We start from the raw sequence: 20,508 nt of genomic DNA on the forward strand, positions 1-20,508 counted from the left end.
TCGGTTGGCAGACTGGACTCCGTGATCATTTCCACCAGTTCGCTGCGTCGCAGCGTCCATCGCCTCGCGGTCGCCGCCGCGGGTGCGGTATCGCTGGGCGCCCTGTATCTCGTCCGCCCCTCGTCGTCGGCGCTGATGTTCCCGGAAGCCCTGCACCCCGTGGCTGTCCCGGTAATCGACGCCATCGATATCACAGCCATACTCGCGGTGACGGTAGTCCTTTCCGTCGTCTCGATGATGCGAAAACTCCCGTATGGGATCGGCGCGGTACTGGTGCTCTCTCTCGGTGCGAATCTCACCGGTGCGGCGGTCCGGGCGTGGGCCTCGGACACCGCTCCCGCACTGCTGCCGAGCGGACACATCGTCGCTTTCGCAGCTCTGTGCGGATCGGCGCTGCTGGTGGCGGCACCCCGCTTCCGACCGGTCATCTCGGGCCTCGGATTCGCCGGCCTCCTCGGTGTTGCAGGCGCTTCTGCAATGGTCGAACCGATCAGCGTCTTCGGAATCGCGGCGAGCCTGGTAATCGCGGCGATCTGGTGGGCGCTCGCGTCGACCCTGATGCTGTATTCCCCAGTTGCCGCCGAACGAGAAGAGCGACGGCCCGACACCGCGGCCATCGCCTTCTCTCGCCACAACGGCAATATCCGCTTTTAGGTCGGCGACGGTGAGCCTGCACCACCGGAGTCGACCGACTGCAGCGAACTACAGCGCTTTGAGTTCCTCGGTGACAGCGGCGACCATTTTCTTCGCGTCTCCGAAGAGCATCACTGTGTCATCGGCGAAGAACAGTGGGTTGTCGATCCCGGCGAAGCCGGAGTTCATCGACCGTTTGAGCACAATGACCGACTTCGACTGATCCACATTCAGAATCGGCATACCGTGAATCGGACTGGACGGATCGTTGCGGGCGGCGGGGTTGGTGACATCGTTCGCCCCGATCACCAGGGTGACGTCGGTACGAGCGAACTCGTCGTTGATGTCGTCCATCTCCTTCATCGCGTCGTACTCGACATCCGCTTCGGCAAGGAGGACGTTCATGTGTCCGGGCATTCGGCCGGCGACCGGGTGGATGGCGTACTTGACCTCGACGCCCTTCGACTCAAGCAGTTTTGCCATGTCCTTGACCGCGTGCTGGGCCTGCGCGACGGCCAACCCGTATCCCGGGACCACGATCACCTGATTCGCATACGCCATCTGGATGGCCGCGTCCGCCGCCGAGGTGGACTTCGCCGTCTTCACAGTCCCGTCTCCGACCGCCGCGGCCGCGCCGCCGCCCCCGAATCCACCGGCCACAATCGCCGGAATGGACCGGTTCATCGCCTTCGCCATCAGATTCGTCAGGATTGAACCCGAGGCGCCGACGATCATCCCGGCCACGATCATCGCCTGATTGTTCAAGGCCAGACCCGCCGCCGCGGCGGACAGACCTGTGAGGGCGTTGAGCAGGGAGATGACGACGGGCATGTCGGCACCGCCGATCGGTAGGACCACCATCAACCCGAGCACCGCGGCCAGGACCAGGATCCCGACGATCCACCACTGACTCGTCGTACCGGTGGGGTCGATGGCCTTGACCCCGATGACCACTGCGAACGCCACCGCCCCGATCAACAGCACTGCATTCAGCGGTTGCTGGAGTTTCCCTATGCCGATCGGCCGGCCGGGCAAGGTTTCCTGCAACTTCAAGAACGCGATCACCGATCCCCAGAACGAGATAGACCCGACGATCGCCGCGAACAACGATGCGATCACGATGTGCACCGTCGGTATTTCCCCGTGCGAGAACGCTGTGAACCCGTCCGAATCCAGGAACTCCGCGTACGCGATCAGGGCGACGGTGCCTCCGCCGACCCCGTTGAAGAGCGCGACCAGCTGCGGCATCGCCGTCATCTTCGTCCGCAACGCGGGTGGCACACCCAACACCACACCGATCACCAGCCCGGTCACGATCAGGATCCAGTTGGAGGTATCCCGGATCGAGATCAGGGTGGCGACGACGGCGACGATCATGCCCGCCGCTGCGATCTGATTGCCGCGCACCGCCGTCTTCGGGCCTGTCAGACCCATCAGACCGTAGATGAACATCCCGAACGCGATGATGTACAGGACGTTGACCAAGTACTCCATTACTTCTCCCCCTTCTTGTCCACTGCATCAAGGGGCGGAGCATCAGCGGGTGCGGCGGGTTTGGACTTGAACATCCCCAGCATCCGGTCAGTGACCACGAAGCCGCCGACCACATTGATCGTTCCGAACACCAACGCCACGAACAAGATCACCTGCAGCCCCCAGGACGGGTCGTCGACCTTGCCCAACACCACCAGGGCACCCAGCACGACAATTCCGTGAATGGCATTGGTACCCGACATCAACGGGGTGTGCAACGTGTTCGGGACCTTCGAGATCACCGCGAAACCCACGAACCCGGACAACACCAGGATCGCGATATTCGCCAACAGTTCGGTGTACATCAGGACACCGCCTCCTCACGGGTGACGCACGAGGCCGCAAGCACCTCGTCCGAGAAGTCGGGGGCCAGCCGGCCTTCGACCAACATCAGCTCCAGCAGGGCCGAGACGTTCTTCGCGTACAACTCCGACGAGTGCTCGGGCATCGTGGAGGGCAGGTTCAACGGCGAGCAAATCGTGACCCCGTGTTTGATCACGGTCTGACCGGGTTCAGTCAGCTCGCAGTTGCCGCCGGTCTCCCCCGCCAGATCCACCACCACCGATCCCGGCTTCATGCCCTCCACTGCGGCGGCCGTCACCAGTCGAGGCGCGGGACGGCCCGGCACCAGCGCGGTCGTGATGACCACGTCGAAGCCCTTGATCGCGTCCTCGAGCGCCTGCTGCTGCTGCACCCGTTCATCCTCGGAGAGCTCACGAGCGTATCCGCCCTCTCCGGCCGCATCGATCCCCAGATCGAGCCACCGCGCGCCTACCGAACGAACCTGGTCCGCCACCTCCGGGCGCACGTCGTACCCGGTGGCCCGGCCACCGAGCCGTTTCGCCGTCGCCAATGCCTGCAACCCGGCCACACCGACACCGAGTACCAGCACGGTCGCCGGTTTGACGGTGCCGGCGGCGGTGGTGAGCATCGGGAAGAAGCGGGTCGACTCCGACGCGGCCAGCAACACCGACTTGTAGCCCGAGACGTTCGCCTGTGAAGACAGCGCATCCATCACCTGCGCGCGGGAAATACGCGGGATCGACTCCACCGCGAATGCCTGCACCCCCGCCGACTTCAACGCAGCCAGTTGGTTGTCCTGATTGCGCGGTGCCAGGAACCCGATCAGCATCTGCCCCGGGTGCAACCTGGCCACCTCCGCGTCCGACGGCGGCGCTACCTTCACGAGCACGTCCGCCGACCACGGATCGCCGATCTTCGCCCCCGCGGCGATATAGAGATCGTCGGGAATCAGCGCGCCGAGACCGGCGCCCTGCTCGACCACCACGTCCACACCCTTACCGATCAGCGCGGCCACGATCTTCGGCACCAACGCGACCCGCCGCTCGCCCTCGTTCGACTCCCGGGGGACGCCGACCGTCGGACGCGGATGTGACGCGCTCTGCGATGTATCCATTTATCGACTTCCTGCGGTAGATGGTCTGGGTGCCGCATCGAGCGGCAACCACCCGATAATGGGCGATGTGTCCCCCACCACGACTGAATTCAGCTGATAATAGCCAAGTGAGGATGTGACGTGTGCGGCACATAGGCCTACGGGTGAGCGTCTGACTCGAGCCCGAACAGCGGTTCCGGCACGTGTATCCCGACATTTGTGACCACGATCACAAAGCGATTCGTCGTAGTCTTGCAGTAGGCACCCGCACCAGGAGCGGAGGTTCAATCGTGAGCATGCCGAAGGAACAGGGCACGCCAGGCATCACTGGGGCACCGCCCGTCGTGGTCGAGCGGGTCTACGACCATCCGACCGTAGGCGACGGACTGCGACTGTTCGTCGACAGACTCTGGCCGCGTGGGCTGCGAAAGGATGCCTTTCATTTCGACGACTGGGCCAGGGATCTCGCGCCGTCGACGGACCTGCGTCATTGGTACTCGCACGACGTCTCCGCCTTCAGCGAGTTCCGGGAGCGATATGTTCACGAGTTAGAGTCACCGACCGGCCGGAAGGCCGTCTCACGAGTACAGGAACTCGCACATGGACGGCCGATCGTTCTGCTGACTGCAACCAAGGACCTCCGACACAGCCACGCCGAAGTCCTCGGCGAGTACCTGCGAAATCAGTCGTGAGCAACTGCCCGCGCCGCGGATCAGGTTGGTAATCGGATATCTACGGTCAGCGAGCGTTCAGATACCTGGCCCTCAACTTGTGCTTGACGAGTTTGCCGGTGGCCGTGCGCGGCAGGTCGTCCGAGAAGTCCATGGTACGTGGCGCTTTGTAGTGGCTCACCCGATCGCGCACGTAGTCGAGCAGTTCGCGGGCCACGACATCCGACGGCTCGACACCGTCGACGAGTTGCACCACGGCCTTGACCTGTTCGCCCATCTCCTCGTCGGGCACGCCGATCACAGCAACGTCGAACACCTTGGGATGCATGATGAGCACATTCTCCGATTCCTGTGGGTAGATGTTCACCCCACCCGAGATGATCATGAACGCTGCACGGTCGGTCAGATACAGGAAGCGATCGGAATCGAGGTAGCCGATGTCGCCGCTCGTGGTCCACGCCGGATGGCGGGGGTGCGTCGCGGCTTCCGTCTTCGCCGGATCGTTGTGATATTCGAACGATCGTTCCTCCCGCTCCCAATAGACGGTTCCGATTTCGCCGGCGGGCAGGTCCTCACCGTTGTCATCGCAAATGTGGACGATGCCCATCACCCCGTCGCGCCCCACCGATCCCGGCTTGGCGAGCGACTCGACGCTGTCAATGAACGTGGCGCCCGCTCCTTCGGTGGACGCATAGTATTCGTGGATCACCGGACCCCACCACTCGATCATCGACCGTTTCACGTCAGGCGGGCACGGCGCCGCCGCGTGAATTGCCACCTTCTGGCTCGACACGTCAAATTTTGCACGAACATCCCTCGGCAGCTTGAGCATCCGCACGAACATCGTCGGCACCCACTGACTGTGAGTCACGCGATATTGCTCGATCAGCCGCAGCGACTCCTCGGCGTCGAATCGGTCCATCAGAATGATCGTTCCGCCAACGGAGGCTACTGTGCCGCAAAACCGCAGTGGAGCTGCGTGATACAGGGGTGCGGGACACAGATAGACGGTGTCCGAGTCGAATCCGTAGATCGCGACGAACGCCGCGGCGTACGGATCCATCGTGGCGTCCACTTCACCTTCCGGCAGAGCGAGTTTGACACCCTTGGGCCGTCCGGTAGTGCCGGAGGAGTACAGCATGTCCTGACCGCGGGGTTGCGAGTCGAGCGGTTCGTCCAACTGCCCGGCGAGGGCATCTTCGTAGCTGTCGAATCCGCGAAGTTCGCCTCCGTACACGAGGCGGTGCCGAACCCGGGGAATTTGGTTCCGATCGTGCGGGACGGCGCGGGCGGCGTCCACCGAGACGATCAGGACCTCGGCTCCGCAGTCGTCCACGACGTATCCGGCCTCCTCCGGGGTGAGGTGCCAGTTGACAACCGTGACATACAGCCCGGATCGTAGCGCCGCCCAATACACTTCGAAAACGCGAAGGTCGTTGCTCGACACAAGGGCCAGGTGGTCGCCCACCTTCAGTCCGAGCGAGCGCAGATGCCGAGCCAGGCGGGTGGACCGTTGGTCCAATTCCCGGTAGGTGATCTGCTCCCCCGTCGCCGGGCGGATGACAGCCGGCTTGTCGGGAGTGGTCGCAACGAAGTTTCCAGGGAACATTCGCGCTCCTCCTGCCAGCCAGGGAACCACTCAGGGAGATTCTCACCATCGGTCTACCACACCGAATCCATCACGGGCAGTCACCACGCCCAACACCGGGACGGCCGTCCGCCCATGGCGAAACGTTCGCCACGCTCGAGGCGCGGGGTCCTACAGTTGAGGAAAAATTGAGGAGTACAACATTGAGGAGTACAACGCTGTGAACGCCTTGCAAAGGGAACCGATCCTCGGGGCGCTGTTCGAGGGATGGGACGCGCTCGAACAGGTGCTGTCGCCGCTGCCCGGGGACGCGTGGTTTACACCCACAGCCCTGCCCGGCTGGACGATCCACGACGTCGTCGCGCATATTATCGGCGACGAATCTCTCCTCGCGGGAATTCCGGCACCGCACACCAGCATCGACGTCCGAAGCCTCGGCCACGTCCGGAACGAAATCGGCGCCTTCAACGAACAGTGGGTGGAGGGACTGCGGGGCTGCGCGGGCTCGGAGATGCTCGAGAAGTTCCGTGCGATCACCACCCGCAGACGGGCGGAGTTGGCCGAGATGACGGATGAGATGTTCGCGGCCGAAACCACCACACCGGTCGGGCCGGCGCCCTACCTCCGCTTCATGCGCATCCGCGCGTTCGACTGCTGGATGCATGAACTCGACATCCGGGACGCGCTCGGATTGCCTGGCGACGAGGGCGATCACCGGGCGGACACGGCCTTCATGGAGATCTCAGGTGCCATCGCATTCCTCGTCGGGAAGCGCGGCAAGGCCCCGGACGGATCCAGGATCACACTGGAGCTGACGGGGCCGCTCGCACGAAACATCCACATCACCGTCGACGGCAGGGCGGCGGTGGTCGACGCGTTACCGTCCGAGGCGACCACGACCGTCACCCTCGATTCACGACTGTTCACGCGACTGGCAGGTGGCAGGACCACGGCAGCGGAGCACCGTGACGAAATCGGGCTGAGCGGCGACGCAGACGCCGGTAAGAGGATCGTCGACAACCTCGCGTTCACGATCTGATCACGGTGCGCCTGTTCCTCTCGTCATACCGGTTCGGCGCTGATCCCGCACCCCTGATGTCGCTGGTCAACGGCCCGCGCTCGGACGGCACCACGTTGCGGGCAGGGCGCGTCGGCGTGATTGCCGCCGCGGCGGATGCCTGGCCACCCACGGCACGAGCGTCCGCGGTCGTCAGCGACGTGATGCCGCTGACCCGCCTGGGCTTCGCCCCGGAGGAGGTGGACCTGCGTGACTACATCGAGAGTGACGGGCACGCGAACGCCAATGCGCTCGAGGAGCGACTGACCGAGTTCGACATGCTGTGGGTGCGAGGCGGGAACACATTCGTGTTGCGCGCACAGATGGCTCGGAGTGGGGCTGACCACGTGATCCGGAAACTACTACGGAACGACTCACTGGTGTACGCCGGGTACAGCGCGGGCGCGTGCGTCATGGCTCCGACGCTCCACGGTCTCGACTCCTGCGATGACCCGACGGAGGTGGTCGCGACCTGTGGTATGAACCCACTCTGGGACGGCCTGGGCGTGGTGAGCTTCGCCATCGTCCCTCACCATCCGCCTGCGGAGCCTCCAGTGGCCGGATCGTCCGCGTTACTGGAGGACGCCGCCGGAGTTCGGCGCACAGTCGACGCATTGAGACTCGCCGGCATCGAATACCGGACCCTCACGGACGATCAGGCAATCGTCGTGAACGGAGATCGAACCGAACTCGTGTGACGATGGCGAGTTCTGCGGCGGAGATACCTTCAGCCGCGGACTGTGTCGGCGACAGACGGTGAGACCTGATCGAGCGCAGCCCAAATGACCTGGCATCGCCTGGCGGTCACTTCGTCCGCATCGGCGAGCAGCGCGTCCAGGAGAGTCCCGGGGTCCAAGTGCCATGCCTGGTGCATGGACCGAACTTCATTGTTCGTAAACAACCCCGACCCTGCGAGTGCGGAGATCCACTCGTCGAACTCCCCACGGTGGATCCGTTCGATGGACGCGTAATCGACGCCATTGTCGAAGAACTCGTACGAGAACATCGCGGAGATGTAACTGCTGGGATCTCGGTGGGATGTATTCATCAGTACAGGTCCTTCCTGGTGCGGTGCGGCAAAATCCGGGCACACCTCGAGCTGGCTCATAGTTGGTTGAGAATCTCCATTGAGGCGGATACTCTCCGACGTTTGACGCTTGAGGCGGATATTCTTCGCCGATGCCTGACGCTTGGGGCGGAAATTATTCGCGATGTCTGACGATCCCAGATCGCTAACCCGCGAACGTGCGTTCTTGTGTTGCCTCGCCGATACAATCCGGTAACAGAGTTGCGGGTGTGACTCGTGTTACAAGCGAAAGTGTAGGTTGACCTATGTCAAGAAATGCTTCTACCTGCATTTCCTCCTTCGTACTAGACTGCATCCCTCGCCAACGAAGGTCGAAGGAGTCCACTCGCCGATCCCACATCGCGAGACCGCCAGGCGTAAATCCCTCGTCAACTGGGGGCAGGAATCAGTTCACTCGGGAGTTCGGGCAATTCGAGGGCACCTATGGAAATGGGCTACCTTCGGGATGCAGGACACTCGCATTCCAGGAGTCACGATGACCGTCACCGACGACACACTCACGGCGCTCGCCGCTACCCTTCCCCAAGGATGCCTGGTCACCGATCCGGACCTTCTCGCGTCGTACAGTCAGGACTGGGCACGGGACCCCGACGCGGCGACTCCCTGTGCGGTCGCCCGCCCTACCACCACCGAAGACGTCCAGGCGGTGATGCGCTGGGCCACCGAACATCGGGTTCCGGTCATTCCGAGGGGAGCGGGTTCCGGGCTCAGCGGCGGTGCGACGGCCGTGTCGGGCAGCGTAGTGATCAGCACCGAACGTATGCGTCGGATCGAGGTGGACCCGGCCACGCGTATCGCCGTGGTGGAACCGGGCCTGCTCAACGCGGAGGTCAAGGCCGCGGCAACGGAGCACGAACTCTGGTATCCCCCCGATCCGTCCTCGTTCGAGATCTGCTCGATCGGCGGCAACGTCGCAACCAATGCGGGCGGTCTGTGCTGCGTGAAGTACGGCGTCACCACCGACTACGTGCTCGCGCTGCGGGTGGTCCTCGCGGACGGAACAGCCGTGCGACTCGGTGGCCCGCGCCTCAAGGATGTGGCCGGCCTCTCGCTGACCAAACTGTTCGTCGGAAGCGAGGGGACCCTCGGCGTCGTCACCGAGGCGACGCTGAGACTGATTCCCGCCCAGCCGCCGTCGAGCACCCTCGTCGCGTCGTTCGCCTCCGTCCAGTCCGCCGCAGACTCGGTCCTGGCCATTACGCGCACGCTACGGCCCTCGATGCTCGAGTTCATGGATCGCGCGTCGATCGGTGCCGTCGAGGATGCCATGCGGATGGGACTCGATCGCACCGTCGAAGCGATGCTCATCGCGCGGTCGGATGCCCCCGGAGCAATTGCGGCCGAAGAGATTGCCGTCATGGCGGATGCTTGTGCGGCGAACGGAGCTTCCGAGGTCTTCACGACCGACGATCCCGATGAGGGCGAAGCCTTCGCTGCAGCGAGGCGATACGTCTTCCACGCGGTCGAGAAGCTGGGAAGCTTACTCCTTGAGGACGTCTGCGTCCCACTCTCGAAACTGCCTGCGCTGGTCGAGGGGATCGCCGCCATCTCCCGTGAGCGCGGCGTGATCGTCGCGGTGGTTGCACACGCCGGCGACGGAAACACCCACCCGCTCATCGTCTTCGATCCTGAAGACGCCGAGATGACCGAGCGCGCGCATCTCGTATTCGGCGAGATCATGGATCTCACGATCTCACTCGGCGGCACGATCACCGGCGAGCACGGCGTAGGACGACTGAAGAAGGCCTGGCTGCCCAACCAGGTAGGTCCCGACGTCATGGAATTGACACAGCGGATCAAGAATGCGCTCGACCCGTTGGGCATCCTCAACCCCGGAGCCGTCCTGTAACCCCGGAGCCGTCCTGTAACCCGATGCGCACCGACGCCGGCAATTCCGACCGGTAATCTGCGGATGACGGCTGCGGCGCGATACCGCATGCAGGCAACGAGCAGAGGAGCGGTCTGTGGCAACAACGGTGGAGCACTGCGTGGCAGAGTCCCGGTTCGAAGTCTTCGTCGACGGTCAGCTGGCTGGTTACGCCGACTACGCCGAACACGGCAGCGTCCGCGACTTCCACCGCACCGTCACCTACCCGCGGTTCCGTGGGCAGGGCCTGGCTGCCGAAGTGCTGAAGGCTGCCCTCGACGACACGAAAGCCCGCGGGTTCTCCGTAGTGCCCTCGTGTTCATACGTCGCCAAGTACATCTCCCAGAATCCAAGCTATGCGGAACTCGTCTGATCCGGTGATCGGGACCGTCGGCTGAGGCCGACGACATTGTTGCCCCACGTCCCCGGCGTGAGGGTCCACTCAGCCCGCACCCCTGCCCGGTGCTAGGGTCGGCTTTGTTCTGACACGGGGTGCTCCGCACGGGCGGGGCTGAGAACACACCCGGAAACCTGCTCAGGTAATGCTGACGAAGGGATGTCAACATCGTGACCAGCTCTGCCCAAGGTGCCGCCGACGCGGGCCGGCACACCCGATTCACGGACCACATGTGGGACCGGACCAAGGTGTTGCGCGACGCAATCGACGAACTGGAGTTCCTGCGCCGTCTCGGCGACGGGACCCTACCGTTGGACGTGTTCCGCACGTACATCGAACAAGACCTGCTATACCTCACGGGGTACGCGAAGGCTCTCTCGTTGGTGGCGGCTCACGCCCCGGACCCGGACGCAGCCGGCTTCTGGGCCGGCTCCGCCGCCACTGCCGCGACTGTCGAAGCGACACTTCACCAGAACCTGCTGACCAGCGGTCAACTACCCGAGTCCGACGCGGAACCGCAGCATTCGCAGGCCTGCCTCGGGTACATCTCGTACCTGACGGCTGTCGCCGCCACCGATCCGTACCCCGTGGCCGCCGCCGCGGTGCTGCCGTGCTTCTGGATCTATGCCGACGTGGGACGACGGCTCGCGAGAAGTGCCCGCGAGGTGCTGTCCGCCGATCCGTCTCACCCCTATGCGCAATGGGTGACCACCTACGACGCCGAGGAATTCCAGACCGCCGTCGCCACCGCCCGCGAGTTCGTGGACGCTGCCGCAGACGCCGCGACCGACTCTCAGCGCGAGGCCATGGTGGAGGCGTTCGTGATTGCCAGCCGCTACGAACTCATGTTCTGGGACACCGTCGTGAACAAGCAGGAATGGCCGGCATCGTGACACTGTTCTCGCACTCGATACTGTTCTCACACAAGGCGCTGTCTTCGCGCAAGCGTGCTACGACGGTAGCCGCCATTCTCGTCTCGGCCCTCGCGATGCTCACCGGTTGTGCGGGCAACGCACAGTCGGGCGATACCGTCCGATTTGCGCTCGACTGGACTCCGAATACCAACCACACCGGCCTGTTCGTCGCCCTTCAGCAAGGCTATTTCGAAGACGCCGGGCTTGACGTGCAGGTGCTGCCTTACAACGACACCTCGCCGAACACCCTCGTCGATGCCGGTAACGCCGAGTTCGGGGTGAGCTTCCAGAGTTCCTCCACGTTCGCGAAGGCGGCGGGCGCACAAACCAAGTCGGTGCTCGCCCCGCTGCAGCACTGGGCGACCGGAATCGCGGTGAAAGCGGATCGCGCCGACATCACCCGCCCCAGGGATCTGGACGGCAAGATCTACGCAGGTTTCGCAAATCCCGACGGGGAGGAGACGCTGAAGCAGATCATCCGCAACGACGGCGGCAAAGGGGAATTCACCACGGTCACTCTCGGCACATCCGCATACGAGGCCGTCTACTCCGGCGCCGCCGATTTCACCGTGTCCTTCTTCGCTTGGGAAGGCATCGAGGCCGAGCACCGGGGCACCCCGATGCGGTACTTCCACTACACGGACTTCGGATTCCCCGACGCCTACGCTCTCGTCATCGCAGGCAACGAGAGTTGGATGGCCGATCATCCCGGGGAGGCCCGCAAGTTCGTTCAGGCTCTGCAGCGTGGATACCAGTTCGCCGCCGATGAGCCTGCCCAGGCCGCACAGATGCTGATCGACGCCAATCCCGGCGCCTTCACGGACGAGTCACTCGTACGCGAGAGTCAGCAGATGCTGTCCTCCGAGTACATGAAGGACAGTTCCGGAAGAGTCGGAACCCAGACGGCCGAGCGATGGGCGGGTTACTCCGGTTTCCTGTTTCAGCACGGCCTGCTCACTGGCCCCGATGGGTCACCGCTGACCACGGAACCCGATTGGTCGACGTACTTCACCAATGAATACCTCCCTCAGCCCTGACAAGAGCGTTCCCACAACGACCCCGAGCGCGTCCTCGCTACTGCGCCGGGGCGTGCCCTCGGTGGTGGTCGTGGCCCTGCTTGTCGGCGCGTGGCAGGTGTACGTGATGGCCAGCGGGATCCGACCGCAGGTGCTGCCGTCACCGCTACGCGTCGTGCAGCAGGGCTGGCGGGCACGCGATGCGATCGCAGGCCACGCCTCGTCGACGCTGCAGGTGACACTGATCGGCTTCGCGGTGTCCCTGTTGTTCGCCTGGGCGCTCGCCGTGCTCGTCGACTTCTCACCGTGGCTGCGGCGCGCATTCGTCCCTCTCTTCGTTGTGTCACAAACGCTGCCGATCATCGCGATCGCGCCACTGATGATCATCTGGTTCGGATTCGGCCTGCTGCCGAAGATCCTCGTGATCGCCCTCGCCACATTCTTCCCGATGACGATCGGCCTGATCGAGGGTTTCGCCGCGGCCGACAGAGATGCGGGCGCCCTGTTGCGCAGTATGGGCGCATCCCGCTGGCAGGAGTTCCGCTATGTGCGACTGCCCTCGGCGATTCCTCGTTTTTTCACCGCACTGCGAATCGGCATCACGTACGCCGTGGTGGGAGCCGTGTTCGCCGAGTACGTCGGTGCCACATCCGGGCTCGGCATCTATATGGCGACGCAGAAGAACTCGTTCCGGACCGACCTCGTACTGGCCGCGGTACTGGTGACCGCCGTGATCAGCGTCAGCCTCTACCTGCTCACCTTCGTCGTCGAACGCGCCGTCGCCCCCTGGATCAGCGAGGAACGGAGCCGACGTGAATGACGGACCAGGAGCGAGCTGGGCCGCAATGGCTGAGGAAGCGCACGTCGAACTTGCCGGCCTCACCAAGTCGTTTCCGGTCCGCGACGGAAGCCGGTCGGTGCTCGACGACGTCTCCTTCACCGTCGAACGCGGCGAGTTCGTGTCGGTGATCGGCCCCAGCGGGTGTGGGAAGAGCACGGCCCTCTCCATGCTCGCCGGTCTCGACCAACCGGATTCCGGCACCGCCACCATCGGCGGCGAGGCTGTACGCCCAGCAGGCAGCGGCACCGCCAAATGCGCGTACATGCCGCAGAAAGACCTGCTATTCCCCTGGCGCAGCGTCCTCGACAACACCACCCTCGGCCTCGAAGTTCGAGGCGTACCCAGGAAGCAGGCGCGGGACAAGGCCCGGAAACTGTTCCCCGTGTTCGGTCTCGGCGGGTTCGAGGACGCCCGGCCCAGCCAGTTGTCCGGCGGGATGCGGCAGCGCGCTGCGATGCTACGGACCGTAGTCCAGGAACGCCCGGTGCTGCTTCTCGACGAACCGTTCGGCGCCTTGGACTCGTTGACGCGCACTGAGATGCAGACATGGCTGCAACAGGTGTGGCAGCGCTACAGGTGGACTGTCCTGATGATTACCCACGACATCCGTGAGGCCGTCTACCTGTCGGATCGGGTGGTGGTGCTCTCAGCGCGGCCCGCCACCGTCCGGCGCGAGATGACGGTGGATCTGCCCCGCCCACGCGAACTGTCGATGATGACCTCGCCCGAGTTCGTAGACATCGAACACGAACTCCTCGAGGTCCTCCACCAGGAGTCGAGGCGGGCGCTGGCAGAGCAGGAATCGGGTCGGCGCTGAGCTACCTTTCAGCGGGTACGAGCAGCGATGCCTCGAGTTCAGCCAGCGCGGCCTCGAGATGATGCAGGATTCGCTGCAGACTTGGCACCGAACTGCGGCATCCGATGACACCGAAGTCGAGGTTGTCGCCGTTGCTGGTGAGCGTGATGTTGAGCGCTTGCCCGTCAAGTACGACCGAGGCTGGGTAGATGCCGTCCAGCCTGGCCCCATTCCAGTACACCGTCTTTCGCGGTCCAGGAACGTTGGAGATGATCACGTTGAACGGCGGTGGGGTGAACTGGACGAAACCGGGAACCGGGGTCAACGCGATCGGCGACATGTTGACGGCCGACCAGGCCAGAGCCTGCAGTGGAGTCAGGCTGCCGAACAGTTCCTTACTTTGGGCCATCGAATCGCGAATCGCCGACAGACGCGCGGCCGGGTCGGCGACGTCGGTCGCCAGGTTGCACAACGTGGCTCCCACCGCGTTGCCGCCGGCATCGGCCGACCGCTCCTCGCGCAACGACACTGGAACCATCCCGATCAGCGGCGCGTCGGGCAACTCGTTCTGCTCCTCGAGATAGCCTCGTAACGCCCCGGCGCACATAGCCATCGCCACGTCGTTGATGCTGACTCCGGCCGCCTTCCGCACTGCTTCGATCCGCTCGAGTGGCCATGACTGCGCGGCGAACCGACGTGCGCCACCGATCGGGACGTTGAGTATGGTCCGCGGCGCCTGGTACGGAAACCTCATGTCGTGCTGACCCAGTGCGGTGCGGGCGATGCGAACCGCGGCCGGCACGAGACCTGCCACGTCACCGGCCGTACGACGGATCTCGTTCATCACGGACGGAGCAGCGGGAACGGCACCGTTGCGCGACGAAGCCGGAGGCAGGTTCCACGGCGGCGCAGCATTGCGCACACTCGGATCGGTCGAGAGCGTCCGCATCAGCAGCCGCAGTCCGGATACGCCGTCCATCAGCGAGTGGTGGAACTTGGTGTAGACCGCGAACCGGCCGTCGTCGAGGCCCTCGATCAAATGCATTTCCCACAACGGACGGTGTCTGTCGAGCAGCGTGCCGTGCAGCCGAGACGTGAGGGTCAGCAACTCCCGTACCCGGTGGGGAGATGGAAGCGCCGAATGGCGCACGTGGTATTCGAGGTCTACCTGGGATTCGTCCGCCCACCAGAGGTTCCCGAGGCTCCCGACCGGATCCGCCGGCTTCTTGCGGAACACGGGATCAACGTCCGTGTGCGACAGCATCGTTTCGTGCATCGCCATCACGTAGTCGGGGCCGGCATCCTCCGGCGGAGTGAACAACTCGAGTGATCCGACGTGCATCGGATGCTCACGAGATTCGGCGAGAAGAAATATCGAATCGGTAACCGACATGAGCCCCACGTGGACGTTCACCCCTACTTCATCACTATCCCATTACGACTTCCGTCAGGATGCTACGTCGGGCGTAACGTCCGTGCGCCCAACTTGGATATATGTCTATATCAGTACCGCGCGCAGCACACATTAGACGTCATGGGCGCCGAAGCCGATAGGAGGGCATGTAATGAGCACTGCGACTCACGATTTTTGCCCGGCACCGTATCCGGTGACCCGGCGGGAGTTCAGCGGAAACAGCCCGCAGTCGGTGGCCCTCGCACACACACTCCGTCGGACGGTCCGGCCGTTCCTCGACAGCTGGGCGCGCTATCCTGGGCTGCCGTGGCCCACGGGGATCGTCGACGTGTTCGGGCACTCCCTGGGCCCGGTCCGCGGAACGCAGCGAAGGCCGATCCGGCTGCCGCACTGCCGCGCCGAATGGATCCGCCCCCCTGGAGACCTGGCGGACCGGGCAATCCTCTATCTCCACGGCGGCGCGTTCCTGTGCGGCGGGGTCAACTCCCATCGACAGATGGTGTCCCGAATCGCCGCAGCATCGCAGGCGGCGACACTAAACGTCGCATATCGCATGATCCCGCAGAACCCCATCCGCGCGGCGGTCGAGGACGGCGTCGACGGATACAGGTGGCTACTGTCCCAAGGCTATGCCGCCGATCGAATCGTCATCGCGGGCGACTCGGCGGGCGGTTTCCTTACCTTCATGGTGACACTCGAAGTCCTGCGGCAAGGGCTGCCGTGTCCCGCCGCCGATGTCGCACTGTCTCCGCTGACCGACCTCGACCCTGCCCACAAACTGGCCCACCCCAACGCCGATCTGTGTGCAGTCTTTCCCAAGCGCGCCGTCGGGGCGCTGTCCACACTGATCGAACGGACGGACACCAAAGGCGGGCACGAGCCTTCCTCCTCGCCTGTGGACGGCATACTCGCTCCAATGCCGCCGGCGCTCATCCAGACCGGCTCGCAGGAAATGGTCTATGCCGACGCGGAACTGTTGTCGGAACGGCTCTCCCAGGCGGGGGTGCCGTGCGAGCTTCAAGTATGGGAACGGCAGGTACACGTCTTCCAGGCCGCTGCCGGACTGCTCCCCGAGGGCACCCGGGCCATCCGCGAGATCGGCCGATTCATCCGCTCCGTCACCGGCCACGCCCCGAGGAACTGACGTCGACTCACCCCCGCAGAACTGAACGGGGCGGACTCGACATCGGAGCATCCAGCAATTTTTGAGCAACCAAACTAGTTGCCATGCAGGTGAAGTCATTCTCTGTCCGCGAAGCGTTTCCTGGATGCTCGAAGATTTCTTCAAGTACCCGATAGCCCCCCGCCTTGCACTCGAGAACCCCAATGTGACATTAACCTTTTTTAGTGTCATATTTAGGTATGTCCCTCCGAATGGCCCTTCTCACTCTGATAGCCGGGGAGCCCCGCAGTGGGTATGACATCGGCCAGGAGTTCGATGGCGTGCTGAAGTTCGTCTGGCACTCCAAGCCCACTCAGGTATATCCCGAGCTGAAACGCCTTGCTGCCGAAGGGTTGATTCGCGAGCAAGGAGAAGGGCCACGGGGTCGCCGGCCATACGAGATCACCGAGGACGGGCAGTCCGAGCTACGTCAGTGGTTGACAACCACGGCCCCGGATCACTCACTGAGGAACGAGACGGTGCTGCGTTCCTTCGCGTTGTGGCTCGTTGAGCCGGAAGAAGCCCGGGCGTTCCTGTCCAGCGAGCTCGAATATCACCGAATACGGCTACGCGGGATGCGAGTACTCACGCAGGGTCTCGACCTGGGCAACCCCAATGGCCGGGCAGCGCTGCTCGGTCTGGAGGCAGGAGTCCGGCGTCTGGAGGCGATGATCTCCTGGGCGGAATGGGCAATCGAGACGGTCGCCACCTGGCCGACCCAAGAGGAGCAGACTTCAGCATGAGTATCACCTCGATGAGCATCGAACTGGAAGAGGGCCGCCGGATTGGATACGCCGAATTCGGTGACCCCGCCGGCACGCCCTGCTTCTTCGTGCATGGCTATGCCTCCTCCCGGTGGATGCCGGGCTGGACCATGTCGAACGAGTTGCTCGAACGCCACGCTGTCCGGCTGATTTCCATCGACCGACCCCACTATGGGCTGTCTTCACCACACCACCCGGAAGCTGGATTCAGGCAATGGGCCGCGGACGGATCCGCACTGGCCGAGTACCTGAGCCTCCGTCGGGTGGCTGTATTGGGCGTTTCCATGGGTGCGGGACCGGCGTTGGCGCTGACTGCGCAATGCCCGGAATTGGTCTCGAGCACAACGATCCTCAGCGGAATGCCGCCGGTGTATGCACGCGAACGGTGGACACCTGCCAGCCGAGGTGACGCCCTCTATTGGGCACTGGCACGACGCGCTCCTTGGATACTCCAGAAGCTCTGCGCCCTCTCCTCCTCGATGCTGGCCAAGGCCGCCGACGGTGATGCCGACACGCTGATTGCAAGGATGGAGCGTGCGCTTCCGAAGTTGGATCGCCAGGTCTTCCGCTCGCTCCTCGACAGCGACGTCAGCCGGGCGGCGTTCATTTCGGACATGCGGGAGAGTTCCCGTCAGGGTGGAGCTGCCACAGCTGGTGACCTTCAGCAGTACCTGCGCCCTTGGGGGTTCGAGCCGGAGTGCATTCGCAGACCAGTCAGGTTGTGGCACGGGCTCGAGGATCCAAAGGTACCTGTCGAGTTGGCACGGCGATTAGCCAGCCGCCTCCCGCAATGCAAGACGCGGTACGTCCCTGGCGGCCACTTTTCTCCATTCACGCACCGCGAGGAGATCCTGCGAGATCTGTCCAACGAACCCCTGCTGTAACGACGTACCGTTCGAACGCCAGGGGTTGGCGACTACAGAGAGAACCCTCGCTCGAACACGCGATTTCCTGGCAGCATAAACGCGATTTCCTGGCAGCATAAACTTGACCCGCCGGCGTTCGGCGACCCCCCACACCGACTCACCCGATGGACACGCGCAACACCTTTGCGTAGTCACCCTTATTGTTGATGCACTTGCAGGGTGAGGAGGGGTATCACATGGACGACAGAACAGTAGCGATCGGGGCACTCGCGGTTGCCACATTTTCGGTGGTGTTCGGGCTGACGATCGGTGCCACGAGCGGTGCGTTCGGGATTCCCGGCCCACCGGTCCTGCCACCCCCGATCACCTCGGAAGGCCTGCAGGCCGCCGACCCGTACATCGCAGAAACCACCACCTCCCAGGTGTTCGTCCCACCGACCCCCACTTGGCGGATGGCGGACCTCACCACCCCGCGAGCGGTCCCTCCCACCACGAGACCCATCCCGGTCACCACCGCGCCGCAGCCCACGCTCACGTCGACGCTCCCCGTCACCACCGTGCTCCCCGTCACCACCACCTCAACCAGTACTCCCGCGATCACGACGACGCGTCCGGTGATCACCATCCCGCCGCTGACCACGCGGCCGAGGGGCTGAATCGACTCAGGCGGACCTGCGTCCGACCAACTGGGCGATCACCATTGCGACACTGAGCAACGCGACGAGCCCGCTGAACACGACACCCGCTGTGCGAAGGTCGGTGAACTCCGTGAGAATGCCGACGCCGATGGCAGGGACCGCCAACATCACGTAGATCCCGGCGAATAGCGCCGACGAGACGCCGCCGCGCAGTTCCGGTTCCACTTGCTCGACAGTTGTCGCGATGGCGGCATTGAGGCACAACCCGCCGGCGAGACCAAGCACCACCGAAGACGCCAACAACGGAGCCAATGCCGTTGACGCCAGCGCGACGGCCAGCAGAGCCGCTGCGAGTGTCAGTCCGATGCACCCGATCAACAGCGCACTCACGGGCGACATCCGGCCTGCAACGAACTGACCGACGGCCATGAACAGGAACGCCAGGCTTACCACCAGACCGGGCAGCGTGTGGCTGATCAATCCCAGAAACTTCGCCAGGAACAGCGCCGACACGGCGGTGAGGACTCCGGACACCGAGAACGCAGCTCCGGCCGCGAGGACCGCCGTGACGAAGGCGCCACGAATCGACGGGGGAACCTGCAAGCGACGCGGACGGATCTGCCACTTCGGACGGGTCGCCGGGGCGGGCGCGAAGATCCACAGCCCGGCAACCGCGAGCAGGGCGAGCACGAGGTTCACCAAGTACGGAATCGTCAATGGGCTCGAGGTCACGTCCGCCAGCACCCCCGCACTCAACGTTCCCAAGCCGAGGCCGCCGGTATTGACCGCAACCGCGAGCATTCCGCCGATCGCCTTCCGTTCGGCGGGGAATAGGTCGATCATCGCCGCGGTGCCGGTACCGGTCATCAAACCTGCGGACAGACCGGAGACCACGCGCGCCAGCACGAAGACCGGCAGCGTCGACGACAGCAGGAACAGCACGGCACTAAGCGCCGCCAACGCGACCGCGACCAGCAGCACGGGCCGACGGCCGACATCGTCGGACAGTCGACCGAACAAGGTCAGTGCGGCCACGACTCCGAGCGCGTACACGGCGAACAGGATCGTCACCGTTAGTGCGCTGAACGACCTCTCCTGTGCGTAGATCGAATAGAGCGGCGTCGGAAGCGTCGTTCCCATCATCGTGGCGAGGAACGCGAACGCCGTGGCAGCGATGGCGAGTGCGGGGGATCGACCGGCAGATCCGCGCAGAGGCTTGGGCGCCGCGCGAGAGAACGAGGGCATGGTAGCGAGCCTCTCGGAGAAAAGCGCCGGTGACAAGTAGAGGAGCGGGACGACTCGTCCGGGAGGTGCCGCACGGTCCCCCAGGCGCAGTACCCGCGACGCGGGCCTGTGAACGGGTCGGCCTGTAGCCTGACTTCCCGCCGGGTTGGGGGATTCAATTCGGGACCGCGAATGTCCGAGTATCAGGGGTTGGAATGAACGACCGGGAGAACTTCCACCCGGATTCCGAAGTGGTGATCCGGAATTGCGAACCGTACGACCTCGGCAGGCAACTGATCGCTCAACTTCCCGACCCGAACAGCGGCTCGGGACAGGGCATCGTGTTCCAGCGCCAGGAGAGCGCGAGCACCGGACACGCCCGACTGGCGACCCGGATCCTCAGCAGACCGTCGACGAGCCAGGGCATCGTGACGGTGATCCGCGGTGCACGTCACCGTCCGCAACCGGTGGGCGGTCTCGCGTGGCGCGACATCGCAAGCGACGGCCGCTACCTCGTGTGGGGCGATGCAACCGTGGCAGTGGAACCGGGCACGTCGTGGGACCTGCTGCACGCGGTCAACCAACTGACCGGACCGATCGCGGCCGGATACCCCGTCTGAACACGCGCCGTCCTGTGCCACGGG

At 64.2% G+C, this 20,508-nt stretch carries 22 protein-coding genes and 1 riboswitch; of the genes, 15 read left to right on the forward strand and 7 right to left on the reverse strand.

Features of this window, described 5'->3' with window-relative positions; translation table 11 throughout:
- Nucleotides 1-21 precede the first annotated feature (21 nt).
- The gene (locus RM2_RS07670; RefSeq protein WP_084721672.1) at nucleotides 22-654 is read left to right on the forward strand and encodes a hypothetical protein; all 633 of its coding nucleotides are present in this window, start codon (nucleotides 22-24) and stop codon (nucleotides 652-654) included.
- A gap of 48 nt (nucleotides 655-702) precedes the next feature.
- On the opposite strand, the gene RM2_RS07675 is transcribed toward RM2_RS07670, so the two are convergent.
- From RM2_RS07675 to RM2_RS07685, 3 genes are read right to left on the reverse strand one after another with little or no spacing between them, the layout of a single operon-like run.
- The gene (locus RM2_RS07675; protein ID WP_072688240.1) at nucleotides 703-2,127 is read right to left on the reverse strand and encodes an NAD(P)(+) transhydrogenase (Re/Si-specific) subunit beta; all 1,425 of its coding nucleotides are present in this window, start codon (nucleotides 2,125-2,127) and stop codon (nucleotides 703-705) included.
- Nucleotides 2,127-2,471 (reverse strand): NAD(P) transhydrogenase subunit alpha part 2, encoded by a 345-nt coding sequence (locus RM2_RS07680; RefSeq protein WP_072688241.1) that lies wholly within the window; start codon nucleotides 2,469-2,471, stop codon nucleotides 2,127-2,129. Before RM2_RS07680 ends, RM2_RS07675 begins: the two co-directional genes overlap by 1 nt.
- A complete protein-coding gene (locus tag RM2_RS07685; RefSeq protein WP_072688242.1) occupies nucleotides 2,471-3,583 on the reverse strand; it encodes a Re/Si-specific NAD(P)(+) transhydrogenase subunit alpha in 1,113 nt (370 codons plus the stop codon). Before RM2_RS07685 ends, RM2_RS07680 begins: the two co-directional genes overlap by 1 nt.
- Nucleotides 3,584-3,858: 275 nt before the next feature.
- Here RM2_RS07685 and RM2_RS07690 point away from each other — a divergent pair, with 275 nt between their 5' ends.
- Nucleotides 3,859-4,254, forward strand: coding sequence for a DUF488 domain-containing protein (locus RM2_RS07690; protein WP_072688243.1), 396 nt, complete (start codon nucleotides 3,859-3,861; stop codon nucleotides 4,252-4,254).
- A 46-nt stretch (nucleotides 4,255-4,300) separates the two neighbouring features.
- Here RM2_RS07690 and RM2_RS07695 read toward each other — a convergent pair whose 3' ends face one another.
- Nucleotides 4,301-5,842, reverse strand: coding sequence for an AMP-binding protein (locus tag RM2_RS07695; protein ID WP_072688244.1), 1,542 nt, complete (start codon nucleotides 5,840-5,842; stop codon nucleotides 4,301-4,303).
- Between the two features lie 199 nt (nucleotides 5,843-6,041).
- Between RM2_RS07695 and RM2_RS07700 the strand changes: the two genes are divergently transcribed.
- Both RM2_RS07700 and RM2_RS07705 read left to right on the forward strand, forming a co-directional pair.
- Nucleotides 6,042-6,860, forward strand: a complete 819-nt coding sequence (locus tag RM2_RS07700) for a maleylpyruvate isomerase family mycothiol-dependent enzyme (protein WP_072688245.1) — start codon at nucleotides 6,042-6,044, stop codon at nucleotides 6,858-6,860.
- A 5-nt stretch (nucleotides 6,861-6,865) separates the two neighbouring features.
- Nucleotides 6,866-7,576, forward strand: a complete 711-nt coding sequence (locus RM2_RS07705; RefSeq protein WP_072688246.1) for a Type 1 glutamine amidotransferase-like domain-containing protein — start codon at nucleotides 6,866-6,868, stop codon at nucleotides 7,574-7,576.
- A 29-nt stretch (nucleotides 7,577-7,605) separates the two neighbouring features.
- On the opposite strand, the gene RM2_RS07710 is transcribed toward RM2_RS07705, so the two are convergent.
- Nucleotides 7,606-7,926 (reverse strand): hypothetical protein, encoded by a 321-nt coding sequence (locus tag RM2_RS07710; RefSeq protein ID WP_072688299.1) that lies wholly within the window; start codon nucleotides 7,924-7,926, stop codon nucleotides 7,606-7,608.
- Between the two features lie 514 nt (nucleotides 7,927-8,440).
- Here RM2_RS07710 and RM2_RS07715 point away from each other — a divergent pair.
- The 6 genes from RM2_RS07715 to RM2_RS07740 all read left to right on the forward strand — a co-directional run bounded on the left by RM2_RS07715 (nucleotide 8,441) and on the right by RM2_RS07740 (nucleotide 13,817).
- The gene (locus RM2_RS07715; RefSeq protein WP_072688300.1) at nucleotides 8,441-9,814 is read left to right on the forward strand and encodes an FAD-binding oxidoreductase; all 1,374 of its coding nucleotides are present in this window, start codon (nucleotides 8,441-8,443) and stop codon (nucleotides 9,812-9,814) included.
- Between the two features lie 115 nt (nucleotides 9,815-9,929).
- Nucleotides 9,930-10,205, forward strand: a complete 276-nt coding sequence (locus tag RM2_RS07720; RefSeq protein ID WP_072688247.1) for a GNAT family N-acetyltransferase — start codon at nucleotides 9,930-9,932, stop codon at nucleotides 10,203-10,205.
- 105 nt (nucleotides 10,206-10,310) lie between these two features.
- Nucleotides 10,311-10,406: riboswitch (TPP riboswitch) on the forward strand.
- A 53-nt stretch (nucleotides 10,407-10,459) separates the two neighbouring features.
- On the forward strand, nucleotides 10,460-11,122 hold the full coding sequence (locus RM2_RS07725) for a TenA family protein (protein ID WP_139277694.1): 663 nt from the start codon (nucleotides 10,460-10,462) through the stop codon (nucleotides 11,120-11,122).
- The gene (locus RM2_RS07730; RefSeq protein WP_072688248.1) at nucleotides 11,107-12,180 is read left to right on the forward strand and encodes an ABC transporter substrate-binding protein; all 1,074 of its coding nucleotides are present in this window, start codon (nucleotides 11,107-11,109) and stop codon (nucleotides 12,178-12,180) included. The genes RM2_RS07725 and RM2_RS07730 overlap by 16 nt, the downstream gene beginning before the upstream one ends.
- The gene (locus tag RM2_RS07735) at nucleotides 12,158-12,979 is read left to right on the forward strand and encodes an ABC transporter permease (protein WP_072688249.1); all 822 of its coding nucleotides are present in this window, start codon (nucleotides 12,158-12,160) and stop codon (nucleotides 12,977-12,979) included. Before RM2_RS07730 ends, RM2_RS07735 begins: the two co-directional genes overlap by 23 nt.
- Before the next feature lie 25 nt (nucleotides 12,980-13,004).
- Nucleotides 13,005-13,817 carry an ABC transporter ATP-binding protein gene (locus RM2_RS07740; RefSeq protein WP_072688250.1) on the forward strand — a complete coding sequence of 271 codons (813 nt, stop codon included), beginning with the start codon at nucleotides 13,005-13,007 and terminating at the stop codon, nucleotides 13,815-13,817.
- Nucleotide 13,818: 1 nt separating this feature from the next.
- Here RM2_RS07740 and RM2_RS07745 read toward each other — a convergent pair whose 3' ends face one another.
- The gene (locus RM2_RS07745; protein ID WP_072688302.1) at nucleotides 13,819-15,189 is read right to left on the reverse strand and encodes a WS/DGAT/MGAT family O-acyltransferase; all 1,371 of its coding nucleotides are present in this window, start codon (nucleotides 15,187-15,189) and stop codon (nucleotides 13,819-13,821) included.
- Between the two features lie 172 nt (nucleotides 15,190-15,361).
- Here RM2_RS07745 and RM2_RS07750 point away from each other — a divergent pair, with 172 nt between their 5' ends.
- From RM2_RS07750 to RM2_RS07765, 4 genes are all read left to right on the forward strand, one after another.
- Nucleotides 15,362-16,354 carry an alpha/beta hydrolase gene (locus tag RM2_RS07750; protein ID WP_072688251.1) on the forward strand — a complete coding sequence of 331 codons (993 nt, stop codon included), beginning with the start codon at nucleotides 15,362-15,364 and terminating at the stop codon, nucleotides 16,352-16,354.
- A gap of 230 nt (nucleotides 16,355-16,584) precedes the next feature.
- Nucleotides 16,585-17,115 carry a PadR family transcriptional regulator gene (locus RM2_RS07755; protein WP_169846685.1) on the forward strand — a complete coding sequence of 177 codons (531 nt, stop codon included), beginning with the start codon at nucleotides 16,585-16,587 and terminating at the stop codon, nucleotides 17,113-17,115.
- Nucleotides 17,112-18,020 (forward strand): alpha/beta fold hydrolase, encoded by a 909-nt coding sequence (locus RM2_RS07760; RefSeq protein WP_072688252.1) that lies wholly within the window; start codon nucleotides 17,112-17,114, stop codon nucleotides 18,018-18,020. Before RM2_RS07755 ends, RM2_RS07760 begins: the two co-directional genes overlap by 4 nt.
- Nucleotides 18,021-18,238: 218 nt before the next feature.
- On the forward strand, nucleotides 18,239-18,658 hold the full coding sequence (locus RM2_RS07765; RefSeq protein ID WP_072688253.1) for a hypothetical protein: 420 nt from the start codon (nucleotides 18,239-18,241) through the stop codon (nucleotides 18,656-18,658).
- A gap of 6 nt (nucleotides 18,659-18,664) precedes the next feature.
- Here the strand turns inward: RM2_RS07765 and RM2_RS07770 are convergent, their stop codons facing one another.
- Nucleotides 18,665-19,885: an MFS transporter gene (locus RM2_RS07770; RefSeq protein WP_072688254.1), complete on the reverse strand. Its 1,221-nt coding sequence runs from the start codon at nucleotides 19,883-19,885 to the stop codon at nucleotides 18,665-18,667.
- 194 nt (nucleotides 19,886-20,079) lie between these two features.
- On the opposite strand from RM2_RS07770, the gene RM2_RS07775 reads away from it, so the two are divergent.
- Nucleotides 20,080-20,484: an ESX secretion-associated protein EspG gene (locus RM2_RS07775; protein WP_084721676.1), complete on the forward strand. Its 405-nt coding sequence runs from the start codon at nucleotides 20,080-20,082 to the stop codon at nucleotides 20,482-20,484.
- Nucleotides 20,485-20,508: the final 24 nt, after the last annotated feature.

The sequence above is a fragment of the Rhodococcus marinonascens NBRC 14363 genome (genome assembly GCF_001894885.1).
Classification (GTDB): Bacteria; Actinomycetota; Actinomycetes; order Mycobacteriales; family Mycobacteriaceae; genus Rhodococcus_F; species Rhodococcus_F marinonascens.